The organism is Aeromonas rivipollensis, from assembly GCF_010974825.1.
Taxonomy (GTDB): domain Bacteria; phylum Pseudomonadota; class Gammaproteobacteria; order Enterobacterales; family Aeromonadaceae; genus Aeromonas; species Aeromonas rivipollensis.
In genome coordinates this window covers 21,257-38,113 of the sequence record NZ_JAAILA010000013.1, presented here as the reverse complement: position 1 = coordinate 38,113, position 16,857 = coordinate 21,257, and the positions used below count along the sequence as shown (strand labels likewise).

Sequence of the window (16,857 nt, the reverse complement as noted above, 5' to 3'; positions counted from 1 at the left end):
CCGAGAGGACATATATGAACCTAGAGCGTTCAGAACGCATCGAGATTCCCGTCCTGCCTCTTCGTGACGTGGTGGTTTACCCCCACATGGTCATTCCACTCTTTGTGGGGCGGGAAAAATCCATTCGCTGTCTGGAAGCGGCCATGGAGCAGGACAAGAAAGTCTTGCTGGTGGCCCAGAAGGATGCGTCAACTGACGAGCCGACGGTGGAGGAGATCTTCTCCGTCGGGACAGTGGCCAACATTTTGCAGATGCTCAAGCTGCCTGACGGCACCGTCAAGGTGCTGGTGGAAGGGGGCCAGCGTGCCCGTCTTGAGCGGATGATCGATGACAAGGACTTCTTCGTCGGTGAGGCGCAGTACATAGCGTCTGCCCCCATCGAGGAGAAGGATCAGGATGTGCTGGTGCGCTCCGCCATCGGCCAGTTTGAAGGCTACATCAAGCTCAACAAGAAGATCCCGCCCGAGGTGCTGACCTCGATCTCGGCGATCGACGATGCGGCGCGCCTGGCTGACACCATGGCTGCCCACATGCCGCTCAAGCTCGAAGACAAGCAGAAGGTGCTGGAAATCGCCTCTGTGTCCGAGCGCATCGAGTTTCTGATGGCCATGATGGAGTCGGAGATCGACCTCTTGCAGGTCGAGAAGCGCATCCGCTCCCGGGTCAAGAAGCAGATGGAGAAGAGCCAGCGGGAGTACTATCTCAACGAGCAGATGAAGGCCATCCAGAAAGAGCTGGGTGAGCTGGAAGACAGCCCGGACGAATTCGAAGCCCTCAATCGCAAGATTGACGAGGCGGGGATGCCGGACGATGCCCGTGAGAAGGCCCTGGCCGAGCTTGCCAAGCTGAAGATGATGTCCCCCATGTCCGCCGAAGCCACTGTGGTGCGCAGCTATGTGGACTGGATGGTGCAGGTGCCCTGGAAGGCCCGCTCCAAGGTCAAGAAAGATCTCGCCAAGGCACAAGAGGTGCTGGATTCGGATCACTATGGCCTGGACAAGGTCAAGGATCGCATCCTCGAGTACCTGGCGGTACAGGCACGGGTGAACAAGCTCAAGGGCCCCATCCTCTGTCTGGTCGGGCCTCCCGGTGTGGGCAAGACCTCGCTGGGTCAGTCCATCGCCAAGGCGACCGGTCGCAAGTACGTGCGCATGGCGCTCGGTGGCGTGCGTGACGAGGCTGAGATCCGCGGTCACCGCCGCACCTATATCGGCTCCATGCCCGGCAAGCTCATCCAGAAGATGGCAAAAGTCGGCGTGAAGAACCCGCTGTTCCTGCTCGACGAAATCGACAAGATGAGCTCGGACATGCGCGGTGATCCCGCGTCCGCCCTGCTGGAAGTGCTGGATCCCGAGCAGAACAGCAGCTTCAACGATCACTATCTGGAAGTGGATTATGACCTGTCGGACGTAATGTTCGTGGCCACCTCCAACTCCATGAACATCCCGGGTCCCTTGCTGGACCGGATGGAAGTGATCCGTCTGTCCGGTTACACCGAGGACGAGAAGCTCAACATCGCCAAGCAGCATCTGCTGGCCAAGCAGATCCAGCGCAACGGTCTGAAAGAGTCCGAGATCACCATCGAGGATTCTGCTCTGGTCGGCGTCATCCGCTACTACACCCGCGAGGCGGGGGTGCGTAGCCTGGAGCGCGAGATCTCCAAGATCTGTCGCAAGGCAGTCAAACGCATCCTGCTGGACAAGAGCATCAAGCATGTTCAGGTCAATCAGGAGAACCTCAAGGAGTTCCTCGGGGTACAGCGTTTCGATTACGGCAAGGCCACCGATCAGAACCAGGTAGGCCAGGTGTGCGGGTTGGCGTGGACCGAAGTGGGGGGCGATCTGCTCACCATAGAGACCACCAACGTGCCGGGCAAGGGCAAGCTCACTTACACCGGTTCACTCGGTGATGTGATGCAGGAGTCCATCCAGGCTGCCATGACGGTGGTGCGGGCCCGTGCCGAGAAGCTGCGCATCAACGCCGACTTCTACGAGAAGCGCGACATCCACGTGCACGTGCCGGAAGGGGCGACCCCGAAAGACGGCCCGAGCGCCGGTATCGCCATGTGTACCGCCCTGGTCTCCAGCCTCACCGGCAACCCGGTGCGTGCCGATGTGGCCATGACGGGGGAGATTACCCTGCGCGGCGAAGTGCTGCCCATCGGGGGTCTCAAGGAAAAACTGCTGGCGGCTCACCGTGGTGGCATCAAGCGGGTGCTCATCCCGAAAGAGAACGAGCGAGATCTCGAGGAGATCCCGGACAATGTCAAACAAGACCTTGAAATTTATCCGGTTCGCTGGATTGATGAGGTGCTTGCACTGGCGTTGCAGGACAATCCGCAGGGTTTCGAACGCGTTTCTGTCGTGTAAATGTTGATGCGCCGCAAATTTGGCGCATTCGGGGGGTGGTTAAGGCTTGCATGCGCCGGATAACGGAAGTAGCCTTGACCACCGATCGGGTACTCATGATGAGTCGCAATGCGTGATGTGGCGCGGGTTTGCGCCAGATTGTCACTTGCAACTGATCAGGAGGCTTGTTATAAAACCTCCACTTGTTGTGGCCAGGGAAATCAGTGCCGCAGCGATGTTCGATAAAAGGGGAATATAAGAGTGAATAAATCTCAACTGATTGACAAGATTGCAGACGGTGCTGATATCTCCAAAGCTGCCGCTGGCCGTGCGCTGGATGCTTTCATTGACGCCGTGGGTGAAGCCCTGAAAGAGGGTGACCAGGTTGCTCTGGTTGGCTTCGGTACTTTCGCCGTTCGCGAGCGTGCCGCTCGTTCTGGCCGTAACCCGCAAACTGGTGCGACCATCGAAATCGCTGCCGGTAAAGTTCCTGCCTTCAAAGCCGGCAAGGCCCTGAAAGACGCGGTCAACTAAGCCGGGCGCTGATTCTCATCGGCTCCGACCTTGGTCGCTGACCAGACAAGTGAGAGGGCTCTCCCTCATACTGATTGACCAAGGCGCATCGCAATCGGTGCGCCTTTTCATTATTCATGCCCATCGAGTTCGGGAGCATAAGTACAAACATGATGTTGGATAAACTACGCGAAGGGGCGCAGGGCAAGGTAGCCAAGGTTATCTTGGGCCTGATCATCCTCTCCTTTGCCTTGGCCGGTGTAGGCAGCTACCTCAATGGCCCGGCACGTACCGCCCCCGCTACCGTCAACGGCAATGACATCAGTGCCCCCGCACTGGAGAATGCCTATCGCAACGAGCGGGCCCGCATGGAATCCCAAATGGGTGAGGCCTTCAACCAGCTAGCCGCCAACCCCGACTACATGAAACAGTTCCGCCGCGGCGTGCTGGACAGGCTGATCGATCAGGCGCTGATCGATGACAAGGCCCGTCAGCTCGGCCTGCGGGTCAGTGACGAGCAGATCAAGCAGGCCATCGTGGAGATGCCGGAGTTTGCCGAGGACGGCAAGTTCAACAACGATCGTTACCTGCAGCTGATCCGCCGTGCCGGCATGACCCCCGAGATGTTCCGCGACTCCCTGCGCCAGGACATGGTGCGCCAGCAATTGATGGGCGCCCTGCTGGGCTCCGAGTTCGCCCTCAAGGGCGAGGCCGAGCAGCTCGACAAGCTCTACAACCAGACCCGGGACCTGCGCCTGGTGCGCTTGGCTGCCTCCGCCTACATGGGTGAGGTCGAGGTGAGCGACGCCGAGGTGGATCAGTTCTACAAGGCCAATAGTGGCCGCTTCATGAACGACGAGAAGGTCAAGGTCGACTACCTGCTGCTCGATGCCGCCAACCTTGGCAAGAACATCAAGGTGACCGAGCAGGATGCCCAGGATTACTACGATCAGCACCAGGACCTGTTCCAGCGTGCCGAGCGTCGCCGTGTGGCACACATCCTGATCCCCTTTGGCAAGGATGAGAAGGCGGCCCAGAAGCAGGCCGACGAGCTGCTGGCCAAGGTCAAGGGCGGTGAAGACTTCGCTACCCTGGCCAAAGCCAACTCCAGCGATACCTTCTCTGCCAAGAAGGGCGGCGAACTGGACTGGTTCGAGAAAGGGGTGATGGATCCGGCCTTCGAGCAGGCTGCCTTTGCGCTGGCCAAGGCGGGGGATCTCTCCGCTGTGGTGAAGAGCCCGTTCGGTTTCCACATCATCAAGCTGCTGGCCGTCGAGCCTGCCAAGACCAAGCCGTTCGTGGATGTGATGAGCGAAACCATCACCCGTCTGCAAGCGGACAAGGCCAAGGAACTGTTCTTCGCCGAGCAGCAGAAGATGGCCGACAGCAGCTTCGAGAACCCGGATTCGCTGGACTTGACCGCCGAAGCCATGGGTCTGAAGGTGGTCTCGTCTGATTACTTCAGCCAGGCCGATGCCCAGGCGCCCCTCAATGATCCCAAGGTGCTTGCTGCCGCCTTCTCCGAGCAACTGCGCGACGAGAACACCAACTCCGACGTGATCGAGCTCGCCGATGGCAAGGCGCTGGTGCTGCACATCATGGGTCACCAGCCCAAGGCGGCCAAGCCGCTGGCGGAGGTAAAAGACCAGGTGATTGCGGCCATCAAGCATGAGAAGGCCAGCGAAGTAGCCCGTGGCAAGGCCCAGGGCCTGCTTGACAAGCTGCACGCCGGCGAGGACATCCAGGCCGATCTGACCGCCCTCGGGCTGAAGGTTGAGAGCCACAAGGGTGTCTCCCGCTTCGCCCAGGAGATGGATCAGAACCTGCTGGCCCAGGCGTTCCGCATGCCCCATCCGAAGGATGGCAAGCCGAGCGTCGAGCTGGTGGCCGAAGCCAATGGCGATCGCGTGGTGGTGGCGCTGGACAAGGTCAATGTGACCAAGGAGCCGTCCCAGATGGTTAGCCTGCTGCAAGGCCAGCTCGGTCAGGGCAAGGCCCAGGCAGACTACAAGTCGCTGATCGACGAGCTGCGCAAAGCGGCCAAGATTGAGTACTTCACCGACGTGGAGGCGACCGTCGAGTAATCGACCCTCGCCCTCATTGAAAACGGCTCCTTGATGGAGCCGTTTTTTTATGTCCCGCACACGTGCCTGCTCGGCAAGCGCGGGCGGGCTGAAGAGGGAAGGAGACTGGCACGGGCTTGTGCTGCCTATGCTGGCAGGGGATAAGCCGGATAGGGCATAACAGCGCGCTTTCTCCCTATCCCCAGTGGGGGCGTGATCAAGGAGGCATAAAAAAACCGGCGCCATTGGCGCCGGTTTCATGATGGAAAACCCGGGGGGTTACACCACGCCCTGACTGCGCAGGTAATCCTCGTAGGTACCGCCGAAGTCGCGGATACCGTTCTCGGTCAGTTCCATGATGCGGGTCGCCAGGGACGACACGAACTCACGGTCGTGAGAGACGAAGATCAGGGTCCCTTGGTACATCTCCAACGCCAGGTTCAAGGATTCGATGGATTCCATGTCCAGGTGGTTGGTCGGCTCATCCATGATCAGGATGTTGGGACGCTGCATCATCAGCTTGCCGAACAGCATGCGACCCTGTTCGCCACCGGAGAGTACCTTGACCGGCTTCTTGATGTCGTCCTGGGTGAACAGCAGACGACCCAGCACAGAGCGTACCGCCTGCTCGTCTTCGTTGGCCTGTTTCCACTGGGCCATCCAGTCGAACACGTTGAGATCGGTGTCGAAATCGTCGGCGTGATCCTGGGCGTAGTAGCCGATCTGGGCGTTCTCGGACCACTTGATGGTGCCGCTGTCCGGTGCCAGCTCGCCCATGAGGGTCTTGATCAGGGTGGATTTACCTATGCCGTTGGTACCCAGGATGGCGACCTTCTCGCCCACTTCCAGCATCATGCTCAGGCCCTTGAACAGCGGTGCCTCACCATAACCCTTGGACACCCCTTCCACTTCCAGGATGTTGCGGTACAGCTTCTTGTCCTGCTCGAAGCGGATGAAGGGGTTCTGACGGCTGGAGACCTTCACTTCCTCAATCTTGATCTTGTCGATCTGCTTGAGGCGGGAGGTAGCCTGGCTCGACTTGGAGGCGTTGGCACTGAATCGGGAGACGAAGGATTGCAGGTCGGCAATCTGGGCCTTCTTCTTGGCGTTGTCGGAGATCAGACGCTCGCGGGCCTGGGTGGCCGCCGTCATGTATTCGTCGTAGTTGCCCGGGTAGACGCGCAGCTCGCCGTAGTCCAGATCCGCCATGTGGGTGCAGACGGAGTTCAGGAAGTGACGGTCGTGAGAGATGATGATCATGGTGCTTTCACGATCGTTGAGCACCTGCTCCAGCCAGCGAATGGTGTTGATGTCCAGGTTGTTGGTCGGCTCGTCCAGCAGCAGGATGTCGGGGTTGGAGAACAGCGCCTGTGCCAGCAGCACCCGCAGTTTCCAGCCCGGGGCCACTTCGCTCATGGGGCCGTTGTGCAGCTCGATGGGGATGCCGGCACCCAGCAGCAGCTCGCCGGCACGGGCCTCGGCGGTGTAACCGTCATACTCGGCGACCAGGCCTTCCAGCTCGGCGGCCTTCATGTAGTCGTCGTCGGTCGCTTCGAGGTTGGCATAGATGGCATCGCGCTCGGCGATGGCGGCCCACAGCTCGCTATGGCCCATCATGACCACGTCCAGCACGCGCATCTCTTCGTAGGCGAACTGATCCTGGCGCAACTTACCGATGCGCTCGTTGACGTCCAGGCTCACATTACCGCCAGTGGGCTCCAGATCGCCGCCGAGGATCTTCATGAAGGTGGACTTGCCACAGCCGTTTGCGCCTATGAGGCCGTAGCGGTTGCCGCCGCCAAACTTGACGCTGATGTTCTCAAACAGCGGCTTGGCGCCGAACTGCATGGTGATGTTGTTGCTGCTTAACAAAGGAGATGTCCCAGGTTGTCTGTCAAATGGCGCGCATTATGGCACAGATCCCCCGAAAGTTTTAGCAAGAACTGTGATCGGGGCCCATTGCACCGGGGGCCGGCTGGCGAGAAAGCCGCCACTTGCCGGGAGGACGGGAAAGGGGAGGCGAAGGTGAGGCCCAGAATAAGAAAAGCCGGCACAGGGCCGGCTTTGGGGCGGTCAGACAACCTTAGTGGGCGGAGGCGCCGGAGGCACCGAGCCCGGTCTGGGAGCGGACGAATTGCGGGAAGAACTTCTGGTGTTCCTCGCTGGCGTTCTGGGACTTGTCGGTGACCGAGAAGAACCAGATCCCGACGAAGGCCAACCCCATGGAGAAGAGCGCCGGGTACTCGTAGGGGAAGATAGCCTGGGCATGGCCCAGCACCTTCACCCACACGGTCGGGCCCAGGATCATCAGGGTCACGGCGCTGATGAGGCCCAGCCAGCCACCGTAGACGGCGCCGCGAGTGGTAAGGCGGGACCAGAACATGGAGAGGAAGAGCACCGGGAAGTTGCAGCTTGCCGCGATGGAGAAGGCCAGGCCCACCATGAAGGCGATGTTCTGCTTCTCGAACAGTATGCCCAGACCGATGGCGACCACGCCCAGCACTAGTGTGGTCATCTTGGAGACGCGCAGCTCGTCGGCTTCGTTGGCCTTGCCTTCCTTGATGACGCAGGCATAGAGGTCGTGGGAGACCGCAGAGGCACCCGCCAGGGTCAGCCCGGCGACCACGGCGAGTATGGTGGCGAAGGCCACGGCGGAGATGAAGCCGAGGAACAGGCTGCCACCCACGGCGTCGGCCAGATGGACGGCGGCCATGTTGGTGCCTCCCAGCAGGGCGCCGGTGGCGTCCTTGAAGTCCGGGTTGGTGCTGACCAGCAGGATGGCACCGAAGCCGATGATGAAGGTCAGGATGTAGAAGTAGCCGATGAAGCCGGTGGCATAGAACACCGATTTACGGGCTTCCTTGGCGTCGCTCACGGTGAAGAAACGCATCAGGATGTGGGGCAGACCTGCTGTGCCGAACATCAGGGCCAGCCCTAAGGAGATGGCGGAGATGGGGTCGGCCACCAGGCCACCCGGGCTCATGATGGCGGCGCCATTGGCATGGACCTTGACCGCTTCACTGAACAGGGCGCCGATGTCGAAGTTGACGGACTTCATCACCATGATGGCCATGAAGGAGGCGCCGGAGAGCAGCATGACCGCCTTGATGATCTGGACCCAGGTGGTGGCCAGCATACCGCCGAACAGCACGTAGAGCACCATCAGTATGCCGACCAGCACCACGGCCACATGGTATTGCAGGCCGAACAGCAGCTCGATGAGCTTGCCGGCACCCACCATCTGGGCGATGAGGTAGAGGGCCACTACCACCAGGGAGCCGCTGGCGGAGAGGCTGCGTACCGAGGTCTGTTTGAGGCGGTAGGAGGCCACGTCGGCGAATGTGTACTTGCCGAGGTTGCGCAGCCGCTCTGCGATCAGAAACAGTATGATGGGCCAGCCCACCAGGAAGCCGATGGAGTAGATGAGGCCGTCATAGCCCGAGGTGTAGACCAGGGCGGAGATGCCTAGGAAGGAGGCGGCGGACATGTAGTCACCGGCGATGGCCAGACCGTTCTGGAAGCCGGTGATGCGACCACCGGCCGCATAGTAGTCGGAGGCCGAGCGGTTGCGCTTGGAGGCCCAGTAGGTGATGAAGAGGGTGGCGGCCACGAAGGCCACGAACATCACTATGGCCGAGATGTTGAGGGGCTGGCGTTGCACCTCGCCGGTCAGCGCATCGGCCGCCAGCAAGGGAGTGGAGGCCAGGCCGGTGAGCAGCAGCAGAGACTTGCCTTTCATGATTGCACTCCCTTGAGGATCTTCTGGTTCAGCTCGTCAAATTCGCCGTTGGCCCGCAGCACATAGATGCCGGTCAGCACGAAGGAGGAGAGGATGAGGCCCACGCCAACCGGGATGCCGCGGGTGATGCTGGAGCCTTCGCTGAGCGGGGTGCCGAGCCAGCCCGGGGCGAAGGCGATGAGCAGGATAAACGCCAGGTAGAGCCCCAGCATCAGGATGGAGAGGGTCCAGGCGAAACGCTGGCGTTTGCTGACCAGCTCCTTGAAGTTGGGATCTTGCTGGATCCTCAGATAACGTTGCTGTTCCATTGCAGTTCTCCGTGACGGTTGTGTCAGCTGTGATTGAAGGGTGTCCCTACCGAGCAGGGGGCTGCTCATGTAATCAAAATGTGAAGAAAATGTTATTTTCGAACAATTAGACTTTGGGATAAGCCAGGGGGCCGCCCTGATGCAGGCGCAGAAAGATGAGGGCGGCGGCGGTGGCGTCACTCAGAGCGTCATGAAGGGGCAGGGGCGGCAACCCCAGGTGCTGGCAGATGGCGGTCAGATGCAGGTCGATGACGGCGTCGGGATAGCGTCGATAGAGGTGGTCGTGATAGCGCCGGCTCACCTCTATGCCACGCTGTGGCAAGGTCAGCCCCCACAGTTTCTGGCAGGCCAGATTGAGGATCCGCAGGTCATAGGCGATGTGGTAGCCCACCAGTTCGCGGGGCCCGATGAAGGCCAGCAGCAGGCGCAGCGCGGCCTCCAGCGTCATGCCCTGTTGCAGATCCTGATGGCGCAGGCCGTGGATCACCACGGACTGCGCGCTCAGACTGGCCGGTGGCTGCACCCTGATGGTGAGGGCTTCGCCGGTCAACACCCGGTTGCCCTGGATGCGCACAGCCCCGATGGAGACAATGTCCGCCTTGGCGGGATCCAGGCTGGTGGTCTCGAAATCGAGCGCCACCCACTCCTCCTTTGGGGGCGTCGCAAAGAGCGGGGCAAACTCCCCGTCCCAAAAGCCCCGACCCAGCCAACGACGTCGCCAGTGGTGCCACATGCCTATTGCCTAAGACGAAAGTGCAAGGTGAGCCATTGCTGGAACTTCTTCACCTGATGCAGGGCATGGCGCAGCAGATCCCGCTCCCCGTGGGCGAGTTCGGCGACCTGTACCCGGCTGTCGCCATCCTTGAGCTGGCTGCGCAGTCGCAAGCGGATGAAGAGCCGGAAGGCTTCCGCCAGGTTGGCGCCATAGTCGGGGCTGAGGCGCCCCGCGGCCACCAGGGCGTCGATCCGCCCCAGGGTCGAGGTCTCCAGCACTCCTGCCTCTAGGGCCAGCACGCGCATGCCGTGCACCAGGGGGAAGAGGCCGCCACGCTTGAGATCCAGCCCCTCGGGGGCCTGCTCCAGCCGGCCAAAGAGGGTGAGGGGGGTGTGGAAGGCGACCGCCGCCCGGGCCATCTCCGCCAGCAGATCCGGCCTGTCGGCCAGGCGCTCTCTCAGGTGGCGGGCGAGGGGGGCGAGCAGGGGGCGATCCCCCATGATGGCCTGGGCATCGGCCAGGGTGGCGAGCCACAGCAGATCGGCCTCGCTGGCGCGCACGCATGCCTGCTCTATCTCAGCCCGCCACTGCCGGGCACCCTTGACCCACTCTGGATTGCTGACCATCACCTTCCCCTGGCAGGGGGGATAGCCGAGCCGCGCGAGCAGGGCGCTGAAGGCGGCCAGATCGGCCTGGCGGTCTGGCCAATGCAGGCCATCCGGCAGGATCAGGGCGTTGTCCTGATCGGTTTTCTGGATCTGCTCGCCGCGCCCCTCCGAGCCCAGCATCAGCAGGCACACCTGCTCCTGTACCTCGGGGGGGATCACCAGGGCGAAGGCCTTGGCGATCAACTGCTCGTTGATGGTGGCGATGAGCTTCATCAGAAACAGGGTATGGATCCCCTGGGCAAACAGGGTGCGAATGAGTTGCTGCTGCTCCCTGGCTACCGCCTCCAGGGCCGCCTGGCTGTCTGCCCGGGCGATGCGCAGGGTCAGCACATGGGAGTGGGCGGAGAAGAGTCCCAGCACCTGGGTCAGGTGCAGTATCCCCGCCACCTCCTGCCCCTGCCAGATGACCAGCCGCTTGATGCGGTGGCGGGTCATCAGCAGCAGGGCGTCGAACAGATAGCTGCCTTGTGTCAGGCCGATCAGCGGCGCCGGGGTCAGCACCGCCAGCGGCGCCGTCAGGGGCAGACCCTTGAGGGTCAGGGCATGGAGCAGGGTCTTGCGGGTGGCGAGGCTAAGGCTGCCGTCAGCGGCGGGATAGAGCAGGCAATCTGTGCCCCGGCTGGCCATGGCTTCGCTGGCGGCCAGCAGACTGGTCTGGCTGTCCAGCTGCAGGGGCGGCTGCAGGTGGCCGGGGTCGATGCGGGTCAGGATGAATTCCGCCAGGTTCTGTTGCCCGAGCTGGCCGCGGCGCTCCTGCTCTCGCTGACGCTCGGCCAGGGTGGCGGTGAAATAGTGTGCAAAGGCGGGGTGCGCGTCGCACAACCCCTGGAAGGTGTCGCGGGGGATCAGCTGGCAGAGGGTGTCCTCCAGGGCGCTGAAACGATGGCGGCAGCGGCCGTCGAACTGGGCGCGCACATCGAACATGTCCCCCACGCCATAGTCGCCGAAGGGCTGGTGGGGTGCCGACTCTTCCACCGCGCCCTTGATGACGAGGTAGAGGCCGGCGGGCTCATCCCCGGGCTGTTGCACCGTCTGGCCGGCGCGAAAGTAGCAGATGCTGAGGCGCTGGCCGAGCCGTTCACGGGCCGCCTCGTCCAGGCAGTCAAAGGGCGGGCGGGCAAAATCGAACAGAAGTGACATGAAAACTCTCGGCCTGTGGGCATGGGGCCAGTCTGGCAAAGGGGCCAGGGCGGGGCCAGCCGACTTTAGTCGCAGAGCCGGGCTGGCCTCCCTGTACCTGCCGATACCACTCTGGTAACGTTGTGGTATGACCAGTGTTGGCACAAGGAAGAGGAAGGAAATGGACAAGCCAAGGATCAGGTGCGAGATCCGGGACGGCATCGCAGAGGTGATGCTGACCCGGGGGGACAAGCTCAATGCGCTGGACAGGACCATGTTCGGCGCCATCGACGAGACGCTGAACCAGCTTGCGCGCCACAAGGGGTTGCGGGCTGTGATCCTGCACGGCGAGGGGCGGGCGTTCTGCGCCGGGCTGGATGTGAAATCCATGCTGAGACAGCCGGTGGCGGCCCTGGAAATATTGAGACGCGAGGCGGATGAGGCGACCAACCTGGCCCAGCGGGTCGCCTATGGCTGGCACCAGTTGCCGGTGCCGGTGATCGCCGTGACCCAGGGGGTCTGTTTCGGCGGCGGCCTGCAGATTGCGCTCGGGGCCGATTTTCGTTTCAGCACCCCGGATTGCCGCTTCTCGGTGATGGAGATCAAGTGGGGCATCATCCCCGACATGAGTGGCAGCGTCACCCTGCGCAATCTGATGGGGGTGGACACCGCCATGGAACTGGCCATGAGCGGCCGCGAGCTGGATGCCCATGAGGCGCGGGCGCTCGGGCTGGTGAGCCGGGTCTGCGAGGATCCCCTCGACGCGGCGCGGGAGTTCGCCAGGACCCTGATCACCAAGTCGCCGGATGCGCTGGCGGGGATCAAACAGCTCTACCATCAGGCCTGGGCCCGCAGCGATGAGGTGATGCTGAAGGAAGAGACCCGGTTGCAAAAGCAGATCCTGGGGCGCCCCAATCAGTGGCGGGCGACCCTCAACAGCCTGTTTCGCTGGCGCCTGCCGTTCGGACCCCGCCGCAACGCGCTCTGAACCGGCGCTCACTCTCAAGAGAGCACAAATAAAAATGGCAGCCTAAGCTGCCATTTTGCATTGTGCCGTCTGATTATTTGACGGTATCCGGGTCCGCCTCGAAGGGGTGGCCGGTTTGCTCGCGCATCAGGTTGACCTCGGCGCGGTTGTCAATCCAGTAATCCGCGTTCTTGATACCGAGCTTCTCCGGGTGGAACACGGGATCAACCCCCTGTGCCAGCTGTGCCTCGTAATCCTTGAGGCAGGCGAAGGCGGGCTTTTGCAGCATCAGTATGGCGCCGATGTTGAGCCAGGCCATCAGGCCGACCCCGATGTCACCCAGACCCCAGGCCAGATCGGCGGTCTTGACTGTGCCATAGACGGTGGCCGCCATCAGCGCAATCTTCAGCAGGAAGGTGAGCCAGGGACGGTTAATCTTGCGGTTGATAAAGGCGATGTTGGTTTCGGCGATGTAGTAGTAGGCCACTATGGTGGTGAACGCGAAGAAGAACAGGGCGATGGCGACGAAGTAGTTGCCAAAGCCGGGCATCATGCTCTCCATGGCGGTCTGCACATAGCCGGGACCGGCCGCGATGCCGGCGATGCCGGTATAGATGGCGGCGCCGTCCGGTCCCTGTACGTTGTACAGGCCGGTGATCAGCAGCATAAAGCCGGTGGCGGAGCAGACGAACAGGGTGTCGATGTAGACGGAGAACGCCTGCACCAGGCCCTGTTTGGCCGGGTGGCTCACGGCGGCGGCGGAGGAGGCGTGCGGGCCTGTGCCCTGAGCCGCTTCGTTGGAGTAGACGCCGCGTTTGACGCCCCACATGATGGCCAGACCCAGGATGGCACCGAAACCGGCTTCCATCCCGAAGGCGCTCTTCCAGATCAGCAGGATCACACCCGGCAGCTGGCCGATGTTGAGGGCGATGATGACGCAGGCGACGATGATGTAGCCCAGCGCCATGAAGGGCACCACAGTACTGGCGAAGTTGGCGATGCGCTTGACGCCGCCGAAGATGATGAAGCCGAGCAGCAGCGCCAGACCGGCGGCGGTGACGTTCGGATCGATGTCAAAGGCGGTCTGCAGGCTGGAGCCGATGGAGTTCGCTTGCACCCCAGGCAGCAAGACGCCGCAGGCGAAGATGGTGGCGATGGCGAAGGTCCAGGCGTACCACTTCATGCCGAGCCCTTTCTCGATGTAGAAGGCCGGGCCGCCGCGGTATTCACCGTTGATCTTCTCCTTGTAGACCTGACCCAGGGTGGACTCCACGAAGGCGGAGCTGGCGCCGAGGAAGGCGACCATCCACATCCAGAACAGGGCGCCCGGGCCCCCGAAGGTGATGGCGGTGGCGACGCCGGCGATGTTGCCGGTACCGACCCGACCGGCCAGGGTCATGGAGAGTGCCTGGAAGGAGGAGACACCGGCATCGTTGCCCTTGCCCTGGAACATCAGGCGCACCATCTCTTTCATGTGGCGCAGTTGCAGGAAACGGCTGCGCAGGGAGAAGTAGAGGCCCACCCCCAGGCACAGATAGATGAGCGCTGGGCTCCAAATCACGCCATTGATGGCATTGACGATCTCATTCATGTACAACAACTCCTTTGTTGCGCTGTCTTGGCGAGGTCTATATGCCTCGCTCCCTTAACATTGAAATATGCGGTGACCAAGGGGGCCACTCAGTATTGTGCGGGACTTTCGACTGGTTAGTCCGCGGGATTTAACATATCGGTTTGTATCGGCCCTTCCTAGTGAAAAGTGTTGTCACTTTGTTAATTTGTGAATTGACATTAACAAATGGTGCGTGGAACTGGACAAGATTCGGAACTTACCCATCAGGTGCATCTTTTCCAGATCCAGGAGCCCGCAGGGCACAGTGCAAATAGGAGGCCAGGAGTGACAATGAGAGAAGATAACTGCACCATTCGTCTCGCCGAGCGGGGGGATGGCGCCCTGTTGTCAGCACTGTTCGCACAGTTGGGTTATCCCATCCCGGGCGAGGAGGTGGACGGACGGCTGGCCGAGCCGGATCCCGCTCGGGAGGTGCTGGTGGCAGAGCGCCATGGGGACATGGTGGGGGTGCTGATCTGGCATCGGCTGCAACCCGTGCACCTTGCACCAGCCTGGGGCCTGATCTCGGCGCTGGTTATCGATGAAGGTGCAAGGAGTGGCGGCATTGGCGCCCTGCTGCTGGCAGAGGCCGAGGCGCGGGCGCTGGCCTCGGGCTGCAGCCAGCTGGAGCTCTCCAGCAGCCTAAAGCGCGAGGGGGCTCACCGCTTCTACCTGGCGCAAGGGTATGGCGAGCGGCCGAAACGGTTCGTGAAATTATTCTGATGTGGCATGAGGAGTCTGTGTGTTCTGGTCCAGGTTGAAAGCGGTATTCGGTCTTGCCTCTCCCGGGGAGCGTCATGCCCCGCAGGCGCTGGAGTGGCAGCAGGCCCTGGCGGCCGTGCCCATCTTGCAGGGCTTCTCCCAGGATGAAGAGCAGCAGTTGATTGAACTGGCCCGCCACTTCCTCTCCCGCAAGACGCTGACCCAGCTCGGGGTCGAGCTCAGCCCCCGTCAGCAGGGAGTGCTGGCCCTGCAGGCGGTGCTGCCCATCTTGCATCTGGGGCTGGAGTGGTATCGCGGCTTTCACGAGGTGATCATCATCCCCGAGCCCGTTACCCGCCGCCAGGAGGTGCAGGACGAGTTCGGGCTGGTGAGCGAGTGGGAGGAGGAGAACGCCGGCGAATCCTGGCCTCAGGGGCCCCTGGTGCTGGCCTGGAGCGAACTGCAGCAGGATGGGGACTGGGATGGCTTCAACCTGGTGATCCACGAGCTGGCGCATAAGCTCGACATGCTGGGGGGGGATGCCGACGGGGGGCCGCCGCTCCCGAGCGGCATGGATCAGCGGCAATGGACCCAGGCGCTGCAGAGCGCGTTCGATGAGATGAATGCAGAGCTGGCCAGGGGAGAGGTGACGCAGATAGACCCCTATGCCGCCACCCACCCCGCCGAGTTTTTCGCGGTGTGTAGCGAGAGCTTCTTCACCGAGCCCCTGCGTCTGCGGGCCGTCTATCCCGCCGTCTACGAGCAGCTCGCCCGCTTCTATGGTCAGCAGCCTGCCGCCCGCTTCCCGGCCACCCGATTGCTGGCGGGGGATGCCGAGCAGCACAGCTGACCGGCATTGCGGCGACAGAAAAACAAAAGGCACCCGAGGGTGCCTTTTGCATGGGCGCGAGCGCCAGGGCGCGGCAGATTATGCGGCAGCCTTGAGCGACACGGCAGCGGCTTTCTTGTGATCGCCAATCGGCAGCACAGTGCGGCCGAACTGCTCGTTGATCACTGTGGCCATGGCCAGGTAGATGGCGCTGGCGCCGCAGATGATGCCTTCGAAACCGGCGATGGTGCCGATCAGGGTGCTGCCGGTGAAGTCACGGGCGGCCAGCAGGAAGAAGAGCACTGTCAGGGAGGCGAACACGAACTGCTTCACGCGCGGGAAGTTGACGGTGCCAACCAGCATGAAGAGGGTGAACATGCCCCACATCAGCAGGTACCAGCCCATGTAGGCGTGGGGAGTGGCTTCGGCCAGACCCATGGTCGGCATTACCAGCAGGAACACCAGGCTCCACCAGAAGGTGCCGTAGGAGATGAAGGCGGTGACACCGAAGGTGTTGCCACGCTTGAACTCCATGATACCGGCGATGATCTGGGCCAGACCGCCATAGCACAGGCCCATGGCCAGGATCATGGCGCTGATGGGGAAGAAACCTGCGTTATGGATGTTCAGCAGAATGGTGGTCATACCGAAACCCATCAGACCCAGAGGGGCAGGGTTGGCCAATTTTTCGCTCACGTGGCGTTCTCCAAAAATAGAGGTGGGGGTTGATAAAAGACGCGCGATTTTAGGCAGGCTCTTGGTCCCGAGCAAGGGGGTGAGGGGGCTAAATGGTAAAAAAATGACACGAAATTTTAAGTGACCAACCATTCGTACCATTCAGGTAGACGACAGGTGAATGGATAACGTTTTCAATGTTGCTTTTTTGTATGCGCGGCTTCCGAAATGAAAGCGGGCAACAAAATACGCCTCTGCCGCTATGACCGGGTTGTGGGTACCGCCTCGCCCTTGAGCAAGTGACGCCCGGGTGGAAAATTCATCTCATATGCCATCAGACAAGAGTTGTTCAACACCCTTTGATGACCCAGAGCCTTCCGCTGCATGGTGTTGCCAGCGCCCTGTTTCGCAGGAAATACGTCCCTGGGGCAGGGTTGAGGCCGGAGTTGCGTTACTGGTCCCTACGCCAGGCAGGGGCGTACTTGGGACCGGACAGAGGCTGGATAGAGGAGAGTGTGGCGCTGCTGGTCCCGACACAGGGATCCGGCCAGCGAAGCCGAGAATTCTCTTCCAGAAAGCGCGGGACAAGGCGGGACAAG

Annotated in this window: 13 protein-coding genes; 6 read left to right on the top strand and 7 right to left on the bottom strand. The window is 61.7% G+C overall.

The features are described 5' to 3' along the window. Positions 1-14: 14 nt before the first annotated feature. The 3 genes from lon (at position 15) to ppiD (ending at position 4,945) form a co-directional block, all read left to right on the top strand. The gene (lon, locus tag G4923_RS09855; RefSeq protein WP_043130769.1) at positions 15-2,369 is read left to right on the top strand and encodes an endopeptidase La; all 2,355 of its coding nucleotides are present in this window, start codon (positions 15-17) and stop codon (positions 2,367-2,369) included. Between the two features lie 240 nt (positions 2,370-2,609). Continuing rightward, entirely contained in the window at positions 2,610-2,882 is a 273-nt protein-coding gene (hupB, locus tag G4923_RS09850) for a nucleoid-associated protein HU-beta (protein ID WP_005315375.1), read from the top strand. 149 nt (positions 2,883-3,031) lie between these two features. Next, positions 3,032-4,945, top strand: coding sequence for a peptidylprolyl isomerase (gene ppiD / locus G4923_RS09845; RefSeq protein ID WP_163136888.1), 1,914 nt, complete (start codon positions 3,032-3,034; stop codon positions 4,943-4,945). 258 nt (positions 4,946-5,203) lie between these two features. Here the strand turns inward: ppiD and G4923_RS09840 are convergent, their stop codons facing one another. From G4923_RS09840 to G4923_RS09820, 5 genes are all read right to left on the bottom strand, one after another. Next, the gene (locus G4923_RS09840; protein ID WP_106886930.1) at positions 5,204-6,796 is read right to left on the bottom strand and encodes an ABC-F family ATPase; all 1,593 of its coding nucleotides are present in this window, start codon (positions 6,794-6,796) and stop codon (positions 5,204-5,206) included. A gap of 211 nt (positions 6,797-7,007) precedes the next feature. After that, the gene (locus tag G4923_RS09835) at positions 7,008-8,663 is read right to left on the bottom strand and encodes a cation acetate symporter (protein WP_139745698.1); all 1,656 of its coding nucleotides are present in this window, start codon (positions 8,661-8,663) and stop codon (positions 7,008-7,010) included. Further along, a complete protein-coding gene (locus tag G4923_RS09830) occupies positions 8,660-8,971 on the bottom strand; it encodes a DUF485 domain-containing protein (RefSeq protein WP_163136886.1) in 312 nt (103 codons plus the stop codon). Before G4923_RS09830 ends, G4923_RS09835 begins: the two co-directional genes overlap by 4 nt. A gap of 106 nt (positions 8,972-9,077) precedes the next feature. After that, positions 9,078-9,704, bottom strand: coding sequence for a 3'-5' exonuclease (locus G4923_RS09825; protein WP_163136883.1), 627 nt, complete (start codon positions 9,702-9,704; stop codon positions 9,078-9,080). A 2-nt stretch (positions 9,705-9,706) separates the two neighbouring features. Beyond that, complete coding sequence (locus G4923_RS09820; protein WP_163136881.1) at positions 9,707-11,494, bottom strand: putative nucleotidyltransferase substrate binding domain-containing protein; 1,788 nt, start codon at positions 11,492-11,494, stop codon at positions 9,707-9,709. Positions 11,495-11,654: 160 nt separating this feature from the next. Here G4923_RS09820 and G4923_RS09815 point away from each other — a divergent pair, with 160 nt between their 5' ends. Beyond that, entirely contained in the window at positions 11,655-12,461 is an 807-nt protein-coding gene (locus G4923_RS09815; protein WP_163136879.1) for a crotonase/enoyl-CoA hydratase family protein, read from the top strand. A 73-nt stretch (positions 12,462-12,534) separates the two neighbouring features. On the opposite strand, the gene G4923_RS09810 is transcribed toward G4923_RS09815, so the two are convergent. Continuing rightward, positions 12,535-14,031, bottom strand: coding sequence for an alanine/glycine:cation symporter family protein (locus G4923_RS09810; RefSeq protein ID WP_163136877.1), 1,497 nt, complete (start codon positions 14,029-14,031; stop codon positions 12,535-12,537). Between the two features lie 312 nt (positions 14,032-14,343). Between G4923_RS09810 and G4923_RS09805 the strand changes: the two genes are divergently transcribed. Further along, complete coding sequence (locus tag G4923_RS09805) at positions 14,344-14,775, top strand: GNAT family N-acetyltransferase (RefSeq protein WP_163136875.1); 432 nt, start codon at positions 14,344-14,346, stop codon at positions 14,773-14,775. A gap of 19 nt (positions 14,776-14,794) precedes the next feature. Further along, complete coding sequence (locus tag G4923_RS09800) at positions 14,795-15,604, top strand: M90 family metallopeptidase (RefSeq protein ID WP_163136873.1); 810 nt, start codon at positions 14,795-14,797, stop codon at positions 15,602-15,604. Positions 15,605-15,682: 78 nt separating this feature from the next. On the opposite strand, the gene G4923_RS09795 is transcribed toward G4923_RS09800, so the two are convergent. After that, positions 15,683-16,279 carry an acetate uptake transporter gene (locus G4923_RS09795; RefSeq protein WP_163136871.1) on the bottom strand — a complete coding sequence of 199 codons (597 nt, stop codon included), beginning with the start codon at positions 16,277-16,279 and terminating at the stop codon, positions 15,683-15,685. Positions 16,280-16,857: the final 578 nt, after the last annotated feature.